Origin of the sequence: Paenibacillus sp. FSL W8-0187, from assembly GCF_037969755.1 — a bacterium.
Lineage (GTDB): Bacteria > Bacillota > Bacilli > Paenibacillales > Paenibacillaceae > Paenibacillus_AQ.
Genome location: NZ_CP150206.1, coordinates 5,765,515 through 5,782,215, shown reverse-complemented (window position 1 = coordinate 5,782,215; position 16,701 = coordinate 5,765,515). Strand labels below are relative to the sequence as shown.

The 16,701-nt window shown below is 49.8% G+C and carries 15 protein-coding genes; 10 read left to right on the top strand and 5 right to left on the bottom strand.

From position 1 onward, the window contains the following. Positions 1 to 104: 104 nt before the first annotated feature. Positions 105 to 1,217 (bottom strand): DUF3626 domain-containing protein, encoded by a 1,113-nt coding sequence (locus tag MKY48_RS26105; protein WP_339291618.1) that lies wholly within the window; start codon positions 1,215 to 1,217, stop codon positions 105 to 107. Between the two features lie 241 nt (positions 1,218 to 1,458). Here MKY48_RS26105 and MKY48_RS26100 point away from each other — a divergent pair, with 241 nt between their 5' ends. The 4 genes from MKY48_RS26100 (at position 1,459) to MKY48_RS26085 (ending at position 5,879) form a co-directional block, all read left to right on the top strand. Next, positions 1,459 to 2,220: a glucose 1-dehydrogenase gene (locus tag MKY48_RS26100; RefSeq protein ID WP_339267352.1), complete on the top strand. Its 762-nt coding sequence runs from the start codon at positions 1,459 to 1,461 to the stop codon at positions 2,218 to 2,220. A 47-nt stretch (positions 2,221 to 2,267) separates the two neighbouring features. Next, the gene (locus tag MKY48_RS26095; protein WP_076324399.1) at positions 2,268 to 2,717 is read left to right on the top strand and encodes a YdeI/OmpD-associated family protein; all 450 of its coding nucleotides are present in this window, start codon (positions 2,268 to 2,270) and stop codon (positions 2,715 to 2,717) included. Positions 2,718 to 2,916: 199 nt separating this feature from the next. Beyond that, positions 2,917 to 4,323: an MBOAT family protein gene (locus MKY48_RS26090; protein ID WP_339291617.1), complete on the top strand. Its 1,407-nt coding sequence runs from the start codon at positions 2,917 to 2,919 to the stop codon at positions 4,321 to 4,323. 17 nt (positions 4,324 to 4,340) lie between these two features. Then, positions 4,341 to 5,879 carry a copper amine oxidase N-terminal domain-containing protein gene (locus MKY48_RS26085; RefSeq protein ID WP_339291616.1) on the top strand — a complete coding sequence of 513 codons (1,539 nt, stop codon included), beginning with the start codon at positions 4,341 to 4,343 and terminating at the stop codon, positions 5,877 to 5,879. 94 nt (positions 5,880 to 5,973) lie between these two features. Here MKY48_RS26085 and MKY48_RS26080 read toward each other — a convergent pair whose 3' ends face one another. Then, on the bottom strand, positions 5,974 to 6,705 hold the full coding sequence (locus tag MKY48_RS26080) for a hypothetical protein (RefSeq protein ID WP_339291615.1): 732 nt from the start codon (positions 6,703 to 6,705) through the stop codon (positions 5,974 to 5,976). 113 nt (positions 6,706 to 6,818) lie between these two features. On the opposite strand from MKY48_RS26080, the gene MKY48_RS26075 reads away from it, so the two are divergent. Further along, a complete protein-coding gene (locus MKY48_RS26075) occupies positions 6,819 to 7,880 on the top strand; it encodes a suppressor of fused domain protein (RefSeq protein WP_339291614.1) in 1,062 nt (353 codons plus the stop codon). A 151-nt stretch (positions 7,881 to 8,031) separates the two neighbouring features. Beyond that, complete coding sequence (locus MKY48_RS26070) at positions 8,032 to 9,015, top strand: diaminopimelate dehydrogenase (protein ID WP_076324394.1); 984 nt, start codon at positions 8,032 to 8,034, stop codon at positions 9,013 to 9,015. A 51-nt stretch (positions 9,016 to 9,066) separates the two neighbouring features. Here the strand turns inward: MKY48_RS26070 and gdhA are convergent, their stop codons facing one another. Beyond that, the gene (gdhA, locus tag MKY48_RS26065) at positions 9,067 to 10,446 is read right to left on the bottom strand and encodes an NADP-specific glutamate dehydrogenase (protein ID WP_098748466.1); all 1,380 of its coding nucleotides are present in this window, start codon (positions 10,444 to 10,446) and stop codon (positions 9,067 to 9,069) included. 389 nt (positions 10,447 to 10,835) lie between these two features. Between gdhA and MKY48_RS26060 the strand changes: the two genes are divergently transcribed. Continuing rightward, positions 10,836 to 11,723 (top strand): hypothetical protein, encoded by an 888-nt coding sequence (locus tag MKY48_RS26060; RefSeq protein ID WP_339291613.1) that lies wholly within the window; start codon positions 10,836 to 10,838, stop codon positions 11,721 to 11,723. Between the two features lie 105 nt (positions 11,724 to 11,828). Here MKY48_RS26060 and MKY48_RS26055 read toward each other — a convergent pair whose 3' ends face one another. Next, on the bottom strand, positions 11,829 to 12,665 hold the full coding sequence (locus tag MKY48_RS26055) for a YitT family protein (protein WP_076324391.1): 837 nt from the start codon (positions 12,663 to 12,665) through the stop codon (positions 11,829 to 11,831). A gap of 317 nt (positions 12,666 to 12,982) precedes the next feature. On the opposite strand from MKY48_RS26055, the gene MKY48_RS26050 reads away from it, so the two are divergent. Next, positions 12,983 to 13,747: an SDR family oxidoreductase gene (locus MKY48_RS26050; protein WP_339291612.1), complete on the top strand. Its 765-nt coding sequence runs from the start codon at positions 12,983 to 12,985 to the stop codon at positions 13,745 to 13,747. Positions 13,748 to 13,831: 84 nt separating this feature from the next. Beyond that, positions 13,832 to 14,368 (top strand): SMI1/KNR4 family protein, encoded by a 537-nt coding sequence (locus MKY48_RS26045; protein ID WP_339267336.1) that lies wholly within the window; start codon positions 13,832 to 13,834, stop codon positions 14,366 to 14,368. A gap of 89 nt (positions 14,369 to 14,457) precedes the next feature. On the opposite strand, the gene MKY48_RS26040 is transcribed toward MKY48_RS26045, so the two are convergent. Next, positions 14,458 to 14,796, bottom strand: coding sequence for a VOC family protein (locus tag MKY48_RS26040; RefSeq protein ID WP_339267334.1), 339 nt, complete (start codon positions 14,794 to 14,796; stop codon positions 14,458 to 14,460). 265 nt (positions 14,797 to 15,061) lie between these two features. Between MKY48_RS26040 and MKY48_RS26035 the strand changes: the two genes are divergently transcribed. Then, the gene (locus tag MKY48_RS26035) at positions 15,062 to 16,678 is read left to right on the top strand and encodes a helix-turn-helix domain-containing protein (protein WP_339291611.1); all 1,617 of its coding nucleotides are present in this window, start codon (positions 15,062 to 15,064) and stop codon (positions 16,676 to 16,678) included. Positions 16,679 to 16,701: the final 23 nt, after the last annotated feature.

Genomic DNA, 16,701 nt, shown 5'->3' with positions numbered 1-16,701 from the left:
AAGCTGCGCCGGTAAGGCCTAGCCGTTGCTGCACGGATATCGCTAGCCCGGTTATCTTTAGTCCGACCCTCATGCCAATGCACGTACTTAGGGAAAAATACAGCTTAGCGGTTTGGTGTATACGGATACGAATGTCCATACTTTACGAGCACATGCCACAGCTGTTTGAGATGCTGGAAGGTTTCATCCAATGTTCCCCAATCGCTCCATTCGCTTGGATCATGGTGCAGTTGAGCAGCGGCTTTGCCAATAAGGGCTGCATCCAGCATGCCCAGCGAGCCTCCAAACCGTTGATCGATCCGCTTGGCGAGCGGCGGCATGACGGGTCCCCGGAAATCATCCGGAACATCCTGTACGGCAAGGCAGAAGCCTGGATGCCAGGACAAGGTGAGGTCATACCGTACACATAATGCATGGAGCAAATGCCCGATCGGGGAGTCCTTATAGGATGGATCGGCCACTAGGGCCTCCACATCGCTGGACAAGTCGATGACACCATGGATCTGCGCTTCAATATAATCATCCAAGGAACGACCGAGAGGTCCGGAGAAACCGGTATGCGATAAAGGCAGATGAAGAATGCGCTCCAGCATGGACGGAATGTCCACATTCGGGAAACCCAGGGCCGAGCCTGTGGTCTCAACTTGATGCAAGAGTGCAGCGAGAATCGAATCCCATTGACGGATGGTGCCCACAAATTCAGGACCTGCATGACTGTCTCCGAATGTAAAGGTACAGCGGTTCAATAGGTTAGGGGATAGCACCAAAAAACAGGAACCGAAGCGGGGAGATGCACCATCGGCATAATTCATGAGATTGAGTGCTCCGTATTTCGGCCGCTCGTCGTTACGCACATCAGGCTGCTGGTAGGCACCGCCAAACAGGAGCCGTTCCCATTGGTCGCGGTCACCGCCCGGGTAGGCGGTTCGGCTTCCATTCGTCACGCTCGTGATGAACTGGTTATGATATATGCCTTCTGCCAAGAGGGATTCGATGACAGCGTGTCCGGTGGGCATTATCCGATCCGGATGGAAATTTAACGTAACACGTGCAGACTTTCCGATATGGGTTAACAGCGAGCCGATCGTTACGGAGTCTTGTTCATGTGTCCGCAAGATTTGTTCCGTCATTTCCAAAGCGACTTTTCGTTGGCCCGCCGCTGTTGATTCGACATGAAGAATCGCTTGTTGCTGCGCTTCAGATAATCGTTCGCTCATACTTGGATTTCCTCCATACTCTCCATACTCTCCATACTCTCCATACTAGACAACGATCGCTATAGTTCTCATCATTTCTAGCCCACGGGCAGAGATTCCTCTATTGCTGCTGCAAATTAACGTACTTTAGGCCTTAATCGGATGGATTTACTGGGGAGGAGGATCTGGGAACGATTGCCACTGACCAGCCATCATGCTTTAATGAAACTACATAGAATCTAAGGTGATGGAGGTATTACATATGCAGCCTAATTTCAGCATTCAGGATAAAATCGCAATCGTGACGGGGGCCAGCAAAGGCATCGGTTATGGACTAGCCCAAGCGCTGGCAGCAGCAGGAGCCAAGGTTGCCGTCATGGCACGAAGCAAAGACTCGCTGGATCGATTGGTCGAGGAAATTTCTCAAGCAGGAGGTCAGGCCAAGGCCTATGAGCTGGACGTCCGGAATGTGGAGCAGATCCGAACCGTGTTTGATCAGGTAGCCAAGGATTTCGGCCGGCTCGATATCGTGGTCAATAACGCGGGTCTGGGAGAGGGGAGGCTTGCGGAAGATATCACCGAGGATTATTGGGATGAGATGATGGACGTGAATTTGAAAGGTGTATTTTTCTGCTGTCAGGCTGCTGGCCGCATCATGCTGGAGCAGGGGTACGGAAAAATCATTAACGTCAGCTCCCAGGTGAGTGTCGTTGGGATCACGGAAGGGGCTGCCTATTGCGCCTCCAAAGGCGGCGTGAATCAGCTGACAAAGGTGCTGGCGCTGGAGTGGTCCAGCCGTGGCGTGAACATCAATGCCGTCGGACCTACGTTCATCCATACGCCGGGAACAGCCGAGCGACTGGACTCCCCAGATTTCCGCGACGGCGTCCTGGCACGGATCCCGGCAGGGCGGATCGGTACCATTGGCGATGTGGCTGGAGCCGTTATTTATCTCGCCTCCCCGGCATCAGATCTTGTGACAGGCACTTTGCTGCTTGTGGATGGCGGCTGGACGGCACAATAAGGCTGTGTTCATGGTAGCCCATGATTTTTAACTGGAGGAATACAAAAATGGAATTTCGAACGACGATACAGTTAGGCGGTAAGACGGCAACAGGGTTTCAGGTACCGGATGAAGTTGTGGAAGGTCTCGGTTCGGGCAAAAGACCCCCAGTTACAGTCACCATCGGCAAGCATACCTATCGCAGTACTATCGCCCCTATGGGAGGCGTATTCATGCTGCCGCTTAGCGCAGAGAACCGGCAAGCAGCGGGAGTTGCAGCGGGTGACGAAGTGACCGTTCAGATTGAGCTTGATACCGAGCCACGCGAGATCACGGTACCCGGGGATTTTTCCGCGACGCTGGATCTGAACCCGGTGGCGCGACAATACTTCGATAGTTTGTCCTACAGTAATAAACGCCGCTTGGTGTTGTCGATCGAGGGGGCTAAGGCGATGGAAACCCGTCAGCGGCGAATCGATAAGACCATTACGATGCTGAACGAGGGACGTTCACAGTAGAGATAGCCTGGCAATTGAAAAAAGAGTAGAGTAACATGGAGGCGCTTAAAAGGCGCCTCTTTTATACATAAAGGATCATTTAGTGGGCAAGAAAATTATATCTCAAATGTAAAATATATGATATTATTTAGAAATCGCCTCCAAGATTCGACATCGTCAATGAATAACAATTTAGAAAGTCGGAGGTGCCTTTCCCGGCATGTTGTTTAATTCCTATCCCTTTATTTTTATATTCCTGCCGATCACGGTTATCGTATATTTTGGGTTGAATCGGTTTCGATATAGCCTGGCAGCCAAGTGCTGGCTGGCGCTTTCTTCGTTATTTTTTTACAGCTGGTGGAATATCAGCTATCTTCCTCTTCTTCTCGGTTCGATTGCCTTCAACTATTTCATCGGACGGCTGCTGCAAGCCCGTCAAGTCAACTCCCAAGACTCTTCTTTCTCCCGGCGAGGCGCCAGAGGCATATTAATTTGTGGCATTGCAGGCAATGTGCTGCTGTTAATCTACTATAAATACGCCGATTTCTTTCTCGTTAATATAGGAGCTGCAACAGGGTGGGAAGTATCTCTCCTCAATCTGGCGTTGCCGCTTGGGATCAGCTTCTTTACCTTTACCCAAATCGCATATTTGGTAGATGCCTACAAAGGGAAGGCCAGTGAGTACAATATCGTCAATTATGTGCTGTTTGTGACCTTCTATCCTCATTTGATCGCGGGACCGATCCTGCATCATGGCGAGATGATGCCGCAGTTTGATCGGGTTCGGGGGAAGCTGTGGGATTGGGGAAACGCCGCTAACGGTGTTTTTATATTCTGTATTGGCTTGTTTAAGAAGGTGGTCATTGCCGATACACTGGCGGTCTATGCCAATGCGGGCTTTGACTCAGCAGCGGGCTTCGTTGACTCCTGGATCGCTGCTTTATCGTACACATTTCAACTCTACTTTGACTTCAGCGGTTACACCGACATGGCCATCGGTGCGGCGCTTCTGTTCAATATTCGGCTGCCGCAGAACTTCAATTCACCTTATAAGGCGCTGAACATACAGGATTTCTGGCGGCGCTGGCATATGACCCTCAGCCGTTTTTTGCGGGATTATATTTATATCCCGCTCGGAGGCAACCGCCGGGGTGAAGCGATCATGCTGCGGAACCTGGTGCTGACCTTCCTGATTGGTGGTCTGTGGCACGGTGCCGGCTGGACCTTTCTGTTCTGGGGCCTGCTGCACGGTGTGGGACAAGTCATTCACCGATTTTGGGGGAAGCTCGGTATTGCGATGCCGCGTCTTCTTGCTTGGACGATCACCTTTGTGTTCATTACGGTTACCTGGGTCTTTTTCCGTGCGGAAAGCTGGGCTCAGGCTGTGCGTTTATTGAAGGGAATGAGCGGTTTGTCAGGCATCCACTTCTATTTGAACGATGCCATATTAGAGCCGCTGGCCATCATTGTTGTCATCGCGCCGATTGTGCTGCTCTGCCGGAATTCCTCGGAATTGTCCGTTTCCTTCCGTCCGAATTTCAAGCAAGCCGTCGTATGTGCGGTTCTGTTTGTCATCTCTCTGATGTACATCACCCGCATTAGCGAGTTTCTGTATTTTAATTTCTAGGAAAGGCGGCGTTCAACATGCCAACGACATCAACGGCCACCAAATCGGCGTCTCCCAAGTCGCGCGCAGCCGCTGCCCCTCATTCCGCTCGTATTCATCGGAGAGCAGGGAGAAGGATGCTGATTCAGTTTGCACTCGTGTCCCTCATCGTTGCACTGCTGGTCGGCTGCATGACATTTGTGCTGGACCCCCTTCAGTTCTACCGCAAAGCAACCTGGTACACTCCGATCTTTACTAGCGAGCAGCGATACCAGAATCCGGGATTAGCCCGCAATTACCCATATGATATCATCATTCTCGGCACATCCATGACGGAGAATTTCCTGCCGTCCGAAGTGGGGAAGGCGATGGGAGGCCAAGCGCTAAAGTTATCCATGCGCGGGTCGACAGCCGATGAGCAGTACAAGATAGCGTCTCTGGCGCTTCAGACTGGGAAGGTAAAGACCGTTTTGTGGGGATTGGACTATTTTGCACTGAAGAATCCGGATGAAGGCGCAGACGACTATTTTCCGGAATATCTGTATGACGATATCTGGTGGAATGACTATAAGTACTGGTTCAATTATTCAGCCTATGAAAATTTTGCGAGAGGGATCGTCAGAACACTCATGGGAGGCACTCCCAAAAATATCGAATATCTGTACAACTGGAACAACGAGGTGTCATACGGAAATGATCAAGTGATGAATGCCTATGATCGGGCCAGAAATACAGAACACTATTTTGGCGTGAATGAAGAGCCGATCGAGGAGGTTCAGCATCATTTCAATACATATGTGTTGTCGTTGGTAGAGGCATATCCCGACGTTGAATTTATTGTCTATTACCCACCATACAGCATCCTGCGGCAGAAGCTGTGGCAGGACACGAACCCGGCCCGTTACAGCAATCAACTGGAGATGAAGACGTGGATGTTCCAGCAGCTGAATCATTACGGCAACACGCAAGTATATGATTTTCAGGCCGAAGTGGACTGGACGTATGACTTCTCGCAGTTCAAGGATCTTTCTCATCATTCCCAGGACATAAACTCCCGGATTACTCAAGCGGTGAGCCTGCAGGATGCCCGCTATAAGATGACCCCCGAGAATGCCGCGACCTTCATGGAGCGGTTAACCAAACAGGTTGATACAGTGCTGATAGTCGGGAAGGAAGCCCGAAGCGTGGAGGTACGGATTACCGAAAACGGAGAACCCGTCCATTTTACAAGTCGGAAGATGCCGGATGAGACGGAATTGATGGTACCCGTGAAGGAAGCGGTTAAAGCGCTCGGGTTATCGGCGGCATATGACGCAGGAAAAATAACTTTATCGGGTAAAGGTTCTGTCGCCGAACTGACGGTAGATTCAACGAAAGCTTGGGGGTGGAGCAGCCAAGAGGATCGCAAGAAAGAAGCGGCCGCAGCCGAAATTACGCTTCGGCATGCTCCTTATATCTCGGAGGGCAAGACGATGATGCCCCTCCTGCAAACGGCAGATTTATTGGGGTATCAAGTAGAGGTGAAGAAGCTGGATCATTATACGTTACAGTTTGTACTCGAGGGTCCTGCATCATAGAGATATTGTGATGGATAGGCTCCTTCGGTAATAGAAGAACCCGGTCTTGCTATAGGCAAGTTACCGGGTTCTTTGACGATTGTATTGGGTCAGGTTATTTTAATGGAACCTGCTTAGACAATGCTTCAAATTGCTCCAGGTGAGGAGCCACTTTGTTTTGAATGCTCTTGAAATATTGGATCGCGGCGTCATTTTGACGCTGTTCAGCCGCCGAGTTGGCAGGGAAAATCGAAGATTTTTTGTTGATGGTGCCGTTTTTATAATGAACGCTGAACATCGTTCCGGCGGCCCAGGCTTTCTTCATGTTTTGATTGAAGCCCATGATTTCGAGCGATTCCTGGCCTTTCTTGTAGATAAAGTTGTAGTCGGGATCCGCGATGGCATGAGTGACATCGTATCCGCTTTGGAAGGCGCCTGCCTGGAATGTCCCTTTCTGGATCTGATTCCATCGGACGGACCCGTCAGGCAATTTCACCTTATGCGTCAGGATGCCTTCGCCATCCATTTTGTCGTTGCTCCAGCGGCCGGTGTATACCACCTTATGTGTTTCACCGTCTTCTTGGTATTCGTTAATGTATTTACCGTTTCCGGTGCGCTTCCCGTTAATGAATTCGCCGGAATATTGTTTGCCATTTCCCCATTTGATCGTACCGCGTCCATTGGGCTGGCCGTTGGCTGCTTCACCGTAATAGGACGTCCTTTCGGAGATTTGTATCCATTCCTTGGCTGAGGCCGCATCGACGGAAACCGGCAGCGAAGTTAGTGAAGAGACCATAATTGAAGCTGAAAGTGTTAAGGTTACGGATAATGCCGTTATTTTTTTCATGAACATGTAGGCTCCTTCGTTGATATGGTTCTATTATACACTTCTCTGGAAACTTCTTCATTCCCCTATACGTCCTATATAATGGAGGTAAACGATAACGGGGGGAACAGGATATGACACATGAAGAAAACGCCGCAGGCTGGGACGCGATTGATGAGCAGCTGCTGAAACTGTACGGGGAGCAGGAGCCGAAACATTACGGGGCTCTAATTCCCTATGCCCTTGGAGGACCCGATCCGCTGAATGGAATCAGCGCTTATACGTCAAATGCCCCAAGTCCGCATTGGCATATGGTTACTTATGGCTTTAGCGAGCTGTATGACAAGGAATCGGACAATCTGGAGGAGAGCGGTTACGGATTCGAATTGACGTTCAGGCTGGCTAAGGGGGAGGAAGAGGAAGAGCCACCGGCGTGGGCGCTAAATCTGCTTCAGAACATGGGGAGATATGTGTTTAACAGCGGGAATGTTTTTCGCTCGGGAGATTATTTGGATGCCAATGGGCCGATCTGTCTGGGTGCCGATACGCAATTGACAGCACTCGCCTTCACCCTGGATCCCGAGCTGCCGGGGATGGATACGCCGAATGGTCGGGTAGAATTCCTGCAGATGGTTGGCATCACACGTGAAGAACTCGAGGCGATGCAGACATGGAATACGCTTGGCGTATTACAGGCTTGTGCAGATTATATGCCGCAATATATAACGGATCTGGATCGGGATTCGCTCCTGAATGTACCTTCGATTTCAGAAGCCGTTGACCGAGGGACAAAACAAGAGGGCTCCAACACCGGATTTCTCTACGTGAGCCAGCTGGCTTTTGAACCGGGGAAGAAGGGCTGGTTAAGTAAAGCTCCGGCTACATTACAAATAGGTGCCAAGCAGGCCGAAATTATCGGGAAGCTGCTGCAGGGCCGAATTCTGAAGGATAAGAAATTGAGCCTTGTAGGTTCGGATGTTCGGGTCGTATTTGAGCCGGGAGAAGAGAGCCGCTGGACTGCGGAGGACGGAGATGTTACCCTGGTTTTGGACGATCGAACCGCGGGTGAATTCTCAAGCCGATTGCTGCCACAGGTCAGCACCTTCGAGCTTTCTGGCTTGCAAGGAATCCGGATTGAGGTCCTGAAGACGGAAATCAAGGATCAAGAAGGAAATGTTGTACAAGTTATCGGATAGTACGGTGAAAAATAAGAATAACACAGATAGAAACAATTTCCTGTCCATATAAAATAGTTTACAATTTGAGTGATGTCTATATACTTATACTTTAAAGCGGTACATAAACATCATGCTACAGGGAAATGGTTCTGACAAAGGGAGGATTACATTGAAAGCATCTATTAAAGTAGGGATCGTAGGTTATGGAAACTTGGGCAAAGGCGTACAGAAAGCAATCGGGCAAAATCCGGATCTGGAGCTGGTAGCCATCTTCACGCGCAGAGACCCGCAGCAAATGCCGTCCAATTCCGGTGCTCGCTTCGAGCATATATCAGCGGCAGAGCAATACATCGGCAAGATTGACGTTATGATTCTGTGCGGCGGTTCGGCTACGGATTTGCCTGAGCAAACGCCACAGCTTGCCAGCATGTTCAATACGGTAGACAGCTTTGACACACACGCGAAAATCCCTGAGTTTTTCGAGGAAGTCAACAAAGCAGCGATGGGCGGAGGTCGTGTCAGCGTCATTTCGACGGGCTGGGATCCGGGCTTGTTCTCCATGAATCGTCTGCTTGCCGAAGCGATTTTGCCGGAAGGAAAAGATTATACCTTCTGGGGCAAAGGCGTGAGCCAGGGCCACTCGGATGCCATCCGTCGTGTTCCCGGGGTGAAGGCAGGCGTTCAATATACGGTTCCAGTAGAAGAGGTTATCAACCAAATCCGTGCTGGTGAAACACCGGAGCTCGCCACGCGCGAGAAGCACCGGAGAGATTGCTTCATCGTAGCGGAAGAAGGTGCGGACCAAGAGCAGATCCGTCAAACGATTGTGTCGATGCCTAACTATTTTGCCGATTACGATACAACCGTAACTTTCATTACGCAAGAAGAGCTTGAGGCTGAGCATGCAGGCATGCCTCATGGCGGATTTGTCATTCGCAGCGGCGTAACCGGAAGCGGAAATAAACAAATTGTTGAATTTGGCCTGAAGCTTGACAGCAACCCGGAATTTACGGCCAGTGTGCTGGTGTCTTATGCAAGAGCTGCCCATCGTTTGAGCAGAGAGGGACAGAAAGGCGCCAAGACGGTGTTTGATATCCCGCTGGGATACTTATCTCCAAAATCGGCCGAAGAGCTCCGTAGCGAGCTTCTATAAGCTGTAAGAAGCCCTACCGCATATGCGGTAGGGCTTCTTTTTGTTTCTTATTTATACGATACCTTGTGCGATCATAGCATCAGCCACTTTGATAAACCCTGCGATGTTGGCACCAGCCACTAGATTGCCAGCTACGCCATACTCCTCTGCAGCATCTACGGCACTGCTGTAGATGTTTTTCATGATCTGATGCAGCTTCGCATCCACTTCTTCAAAGGTCCATGACATTCTCATGCTGTTCTGGCTCATTTCCAGCGCGGATACGGCAACCCCGCCTGCATTGGCGGCTTTAGCCGGTCCGAACAGCACGCCGCTGTTGATGAACTGCTCAATCGCTTCCAGCGTGGAAGGCATATTGGCTCCCTCACCGATAGCTTTTACACCATTCATGATGAGTGTTTTCGCTGCTTCTTCATCCAGCTCATTCTGCGTGGCGCAAGGAAGTGCGATATCGCATGGAATGGTCCAGATGCCCGTGCAGCCTTCGGTATATTCGGCATGCGGGTGAATCTTGACGTATTCGCTGATCCGCAGGCGATCCCGTTCCTTCAGCAGCTTCACGGTTTCGAGGTTAATTCCGTCCGGATCGTACAGGTACCCGTTGGAATCACTGCAGGCGATGACGTGTGCACCGAGCTGCTGTGCTTTTTCAATCGCGTAGATGGAGACGTTGCCCGAGCCGGACACCACGACGCGGCTGTCTTTGAAGCTAAGGCCTTGCGAAGCCAGCATCTCCTGTACGAAGTAGACGCAGCCGTAGCCGGTTGCTTCCGTACGTGCCAGGCTTCCGCCATAGATGACGCCTTTGCCTGTCAGAACGCCGGCCTCATGTCCGCCGCGGATCCGCTTGTATTGGCCGAACATATAACCGATCTCGCGAGCGCCGACACCGATATCGCCAGCAGGCACATCGGAATCAGGTCCGATATGACGGTAAAGCTCGGTCATGAAGCTCTGGGTAAAACGCATGACTTCCTGATCGGACTTGCCTTTCGGATCGAAATCCGAACCGCCCTTGCCGCCGCCGATGGGCTGGCCTGTGAGCGCATTTTTGAAGATTTGTTCAAAACCAAGGAATTTGACGATACCGGCATACACCGAAGGATGGAACCGGATGCCGCCTTTGTACGGACCCAGCGCGCTGTTAAATTGGACACGGAACCCGCGGTTTACTTGGGTTTTGCCTTGATCATCCACCCATGGAATACGGAAGGTGATCATTCGTTCAGGCTCCACAAGGCGTTCCAGAATACCGTGTTCCCGATATTTCGGATGCTGGGCTAAAACAGGGACGAGGGAATCTACAAATTCACGGACGGCTTGATGAAACTCTTGCTCATGCGGATCTCGAGCCACCACTTGGTTATAGATGGATTCCACATAGTCTTTCGCGGCAGTAAGGGGTGAAGAAACGGAAATATTCGTAGTCACTTTTGCGATGCACTCCTTCAAATCGTTAAAGTAGAATTGCGTGATAAATCGTCTGTTTTGCGGGAAAGGTAGCCTGTCTCGGACAATTTGTACTAAAACATTAAAAGTTTGCACTCAGCATTTTTAAGTTAAAAAGAATTGTATAGAATCTTGCCCCGTATTACCAATAAAATGTTTTTTGCGAACTCATTAAATATTTCTATAAAGTTGTCATTTGGTGTAAGTTAATAAGCCATAACTCCGTGTTTCGTGTAGCTAAAATGCAAAAAATAATCCGAATTTGTCATGGGAAAATACAAATAAAAGGAACTTAGGCTTCAACTTTTTCGGTATGTTTAGCGTCTGAGGTTATGGAAGACTTGGAATCTTATTACAGGAGCTGAGAGGGCATGAAAAGGTTATCGGCAGCGATGTTTATTTTGGCAATAAGTACCTTGACGGCATGTGCGGATCCGGAGATGGAGCAGGTCGAAGCCCCACCCGTTTCGAACGTGAAGCCGGTGCCTGATATAAAGGATGAGCAGCCCTTGGTGGTCCAGGATGTGGCTGCTTTACAGGAAGGGACCTTCGCTTTTGCCGACGAGACGGGGCATAGGCTGTTGGTAGACCCGGATGCGGCTATTCAGGATGAGCAAGCCTCGCTGATTGCCGTGGGACAGGGAGGCGTGGTGCTTCCGGTTCAATATGCCGGCTCGCAGCCAGCGACGGAGGAAGATAACGGCAGGCAAACCGCACCGAATTTCAGCCATCAGGCTGGACAATTATATGAGGTGAGCGAAGGGGCCGCAGAACCGAATGCCACCTATTTTATCATCCCTAAGCGCCATCTTCCTACGGATGCCTTAATGACTATTCAACCAGCAAATCCGGAGGAGATCAATGAACAGGAGCTGCAGGACATCAAGAACAGCAAGGGGAGAGAAGTAGACAAGGCATGGCCCATTGTTCAACTTCCTGATGGGGAGTCCCTCTATCTGGTGCAATTCGTCAGACAGGGTGATGATATGCTGGCAAGCCTGGCGCTGAAACGTGAGAGCGGCTGGTTATATTATGATTATCCGGCGAAGTTTGATCCGAGCTCTACATGGAGAGTGGATGATCAAGGCGAGGTGCGGCCGGAGATGTTCTCATTTCTCTTTGCGGCAAAAACGGAGCTTGGCTTTGTGTTGGGCGTCCAATGGATGGGCTCGGAAGGAGAGAATGTTTCGCTTCTATCCGTGTCGGATGATGCCATTACAGATCTCGGGCTGGCGTATGGAAGATATATGTCTCCCTAATAAACCGAAGATGAAGCTGAGTATGATGAAAAAAAGATAAAAAAGATCGAAACCTGCCCAAACGGCTGTTTCGATCTTTTTTCGTATAAAAGGATAAGTCCGCTCTTATTTTGAAATATCAATAAATCCTTCGCCAAACACGTCGCGTACGTCATGGATCGTGACAAAAGCGTTTTTGTCTTCGGCCCGGACGATTTTTTTGAGCATGGAGACTTCCTGTTTACTGATGACGATGTAGAGCACATCTTTGGTCTGACCGGTGTAATATCCATAACCCCGGAGGACAGTCACCCCGCGATCCATAATCTCCGTAACCCGAATTGCGATGCGGTCATGATGAGTTGAGATGATGGTAACGGCCTTTTTGGGATTCAAGCCTTCAATAATGAACTCCATCGCCTTGGTGCCGATATAGAGGATGACCACGGTGAACATCACCTTCTCGATCCCGATTACAAAGACAGACAGTCCGGCCACGATCAGGTCAAAGAACAGCAGGGCATAACTGATATTCCAATCCCAATATTTATTAGCCAGGCGGGCCAATATCACCGTACCCGCCGTTGTGCCACCCACCCGGACGATGAGTCCAATCCCGACGCCGGCAAACAGTCCGGCAAATATAGCATTGATCACCGGCTCATCCGAAGCGATGCTCCAGTTCTCCGTCAAATGAAGGAACAGAGAGTGAAAGGCAACAACGATAATGGTATAGACCGTCGTTTTTTTATCCAGAAGCTTGTAGCCGATAATCAGCAAAATCCCGTTAATCACAATGCCGACCAGCGCCGGGGACCATTTCAGCACATAAAACAGAATGATCGAGATCCCGGTAACGCCGCCTTCGCCAAAATCGTTGGGAATGACGAATAAATTGACGGCCAGCGCAAAAATAAATGCCCCGATGAGCAGCATGATCATATCAAACGCTCTTTTTTTCATACGATATACCTCCATGACTTTCAACAAGCTCACAAAAAAAGCGACTAAAGGAAAAAATCATCCTTTAATCGCTTTATGCAAACACAGGTTGCGCAGCTCTTTTGATATTCTCATTATAATAATCATTACATGGAATGTAAATGATTTTTAATTCACTGAGCGTAGGCGGCGACGCAAATGCCTACGTTTTAGCCCCTTCACAAGTGGGGCGTTTTTTATAGGGTTATCGAGAGGACGACGAGAATAGGAGCGCAATATTTCGAAATGGGGCCTGTGATAAAACTAAAAGTGAAAGAAAAAGAGGAGATGATGAGAACATGAATACATTGACGGGAAAAGTTGCTTTGGTTACGGGCTCCAGCCGAGGCATTGGACGTGCCATCGCGATACGATTGGCAAAGGAAGGAGCGTTGGTAGCCGTTCACTATGGCAAGAACCATGAGGCCGCGGAAGAGGTCGTGAGCGAGATAACCGAGGCCGGAGGTGAAGCTTTCTTGGTAGGGGCGGATCTTACTTCCATGGATGGAATAAGTGCCCTGTACGGGTCGCTGGATGAGACGTTAAAAGCACGAACCGGTAATACGCAATTCGATATTCTGGTCAACAATGCAGGGATCGGCTTAATGGAAACCATCGAGGAGACCACGGAGGAAAGCTTTGATGAAGTGATGCGAATGAACGTGAAGTCGCCATTCTTCATGATTCAGCAGGCTCTCCCACGCCTTCGAGACGATGGCCGCATTATCAATTTATCTTCTGCGGTAACCCGAATCTCCTTGCCCAATATTCCTGCGTATACGATGACGAAGGGGGCCATCAATTCGCTGACCCTCTCCCTGTCGAGCCAGCTAGGTTCCCGCGGAATCACGATCAATGCGATACAGCCTGGATTCGTTGCTACTGACATGAATGCCGGCATGCTTCAGGACCCGGCTTCGTTCCAATTCGGAGCCGGCTATTCGATCTTCGGAAGATGGGGTGAGCCTGGGGATATCGCAGATATTGCAGCATTTCTGGCTTCTCCGGACAGCCGCTGGATCACCGGTCAATGCATCGATGCCAGTGGAGGATCCCATCTGTAATGACTGCTCCCTCTTTCCGATATTTCCATTATAATGATTGGAGAAGATCCAAGACAGGAAGTACCAGGATGGAGGAAGGCCAAGATGTGGAATATCAATTTTGAGCACCCGTATGACAAACGTTCCGGCGCGACCGGTGAACAAATGGCTCGTTTTGTTAAGGAGTGGAATACGGAGCTGTCTGCCCAAGAAATGGATGAAATCAAGGGAAGACAAGTGAATCCTTTTCACAAAACGTCTCCCTTTTACGATCAATATACGCCGCTCGATCCTGCAGGCTGGAAGCTGCCTCAGAGGAATTTCCCCGCAAGCTATTTGGACTTATTGAAGTATTCCAACGGCGGGGAATTTCAACAGGGAGAACGTCTTTTCCAGTTCTTTAGCACGGATGACCTGAGGGAGATGAACCTGGCTTACGAGCTGCCGGAGTATATGCCGAAGGCGGTGTCGTTTGCGATGGATGGAAGCGGAAACCATTATATGTTCGATATGAGGGAAGAGCCGGTAAACGGAGAATATCCGATTTTGTTTGCGCATTCCGGCAGCTTGGGCTATGAGGACTGTGAGCGGGTTGCGGATTCTTTACCCGCATTATGCACGGAGACATGGGAGCTATATTAAGCCTGACATAACATAAGAGCCCACGCGTGATGCGTGGGCTTTTGCGTGTAGCGGATGAGGAATGGCGTTGTCCCATGTAACGATGATGATTAGGCCAGAACTTCGACAGTAAACCCGCCCGGGGCTTTAATGTAAAATGTCCATCCGTGGGCTCTTTGTGGCGGCTCGACATCGAACCCATCATCCTTTAAACGCTGATAAAGTTCATTTACCTTCGCTTCGCTTTCCTGAATAAAGCCAATATGAAACGTCTTGGGGTAGTTAACCTCGGTCCCCCGCATTAAGGTCAGCACCATCCCTTGATCGTCAAACATCGCTGCAAACGATTGGCCGCGCTCGCCTCCGATTTTGAGTCCGAAATAGGTTTGCAAAAATTCCTTTGCTGCAGTTACATCAGTGACAGTGAGATTAAGATGGTTCAGTATCATATCGTGCACACTTCCTTTCTGTGGAATGAGTGATTCTTAATTTAAGCGTAGCACATTTAAGCAAGTGGAGAGCTTATGCAGGTTTAGGGCAGGCATGGTCGGCGAAACCCGTCACACAAGTCGAATGTTTTAGATAGGGCTTCGCCATGATTGCTTGGAAGGAGGAAGCGTATAAAATGGATTTAACGTAACAGATGGAGCAAGCATCTGGTATAATAACATCACATTAATTGATAATGATTATCATAATCAAGGAGGGCGTTCCGTGTCACTAGCTTCAACGAATAAACTTCCCCCTCATTTTTTTCACGTACCGACTCGTCTAATGGGATTGGATGAAGAGATTCCGAGCGCCAGCGGAAATCATCAAGAGCAGAGCTATCGCATCGTGATCATCCAGGAGGGAGAGGGCCTGCTGCATGCGGATGAGCGATCCTATCCGGTTTTCAGAGGAAGCGTATTTGGTTCCGGCAGCCTAACGGAACTCAAGCTGGAATCCATGAGATTAATGCCTTTACGGGGGCTTTACATGGAATATCGATGCTTATGTGTAGATGACAGCGCATCTTACGGACTTGAATGTAATGTTCCGATTCATGACATTCCGTCCGAGATTTTACGGATGGCCGGAGAACTTGAGAGCATCTGGGGAGGTGCGGATCACGGGGAGCCTTTTCAGCTGCAGCATCTGTTCATTAAACTGCTGCAAGAGATCCATGCGGAGACGATATCCAGATCATCTTCACAGCAACGATCTTGGGTGGAACAAGCCCAGCAGTATATGGAAGAGAACTACTCTAAAGATCTGACAAGAGAGCAGATGGCTGCTAGGGCGGGTGTTAGTCCGGAGCATTTCTCGCGCAAGTTTCGCAACCATACCGGACGTACCTTTAATGAATACTTGACCCTGTTTCGAATACGTAAAACGCAAGAACGACTGTTGACCGGGTCGCAAGATTTAAATACGCTGGCGCAGGAAGTAGGGTATAAGGAGGGCTTGTACCTCAGCCGTAAATTCAAGGAAGCCGTAGGCATGTCTCCTACGGCTTATAAACGTAAACCAAAGCGAATCGCCGCATTGAACCTAAACCATACGGCATCCTTGTTGGCGCTTGGGGTTACGCCTGAGCTGGGGGTGTATACCCCTTGGCTTCAGCAGACCCCATACAGCAATCATCTGAGTGCAGACCATCGTTTCGACCCGTATGCTCTCGCATTCGATCATTATTATGAGACGATAGCTTCATCCAATCCGGATCTGATTATCAGCTACGATTCGGCAATTGAGAACAAGGCGCTGCTCGCTTTGGCGCCTGTCCTGGATCTGCCGTTCAAGACGATGAGCTGGCGCGAGCAATTCCGCTTCATCGCTTCCGCCATAGATAAAGATGCGGAAGCGGAGGAATGGCTGTCGCGTTACGACGAACGGGTCGATCACTCGAATGAGGTACTCAATGGAGAGCTTGGTAAGCGGGGAAGCGCCGTCGTCTGGGAATTTTGCGCGGATACAGCCTATTGCTTCAGCGGCAGTTTTGGCAGAGGGAGCCAGATTCTATACGACGATATTGGATTTCATCCGCCTGCCGGGCTGGTGGATGAAGGGCTCCATCGCCGCGGATATGTGGAAGCGGCAATCGGCAAGGTCGCTTCTTACGCGGCCGATCATATATTCATAACGTCATTACCTAACCATCCTCACGGTCTGGAGCGCGTCAAAGCATTGTTTAGATCACCGGATTGGCGGCATTTGGATGCGGTACGGCATAATCGAGTCTATGTTCTGAATCAACCGGAATTATTCTTCGGATATGATCCTATCTCCTCACAAGCACAGCTGCGCGAATTAATGAAAGTGCTGACAGGACATCATAAATTTGCATGAGTAGACATCATTTTAAGGCATAG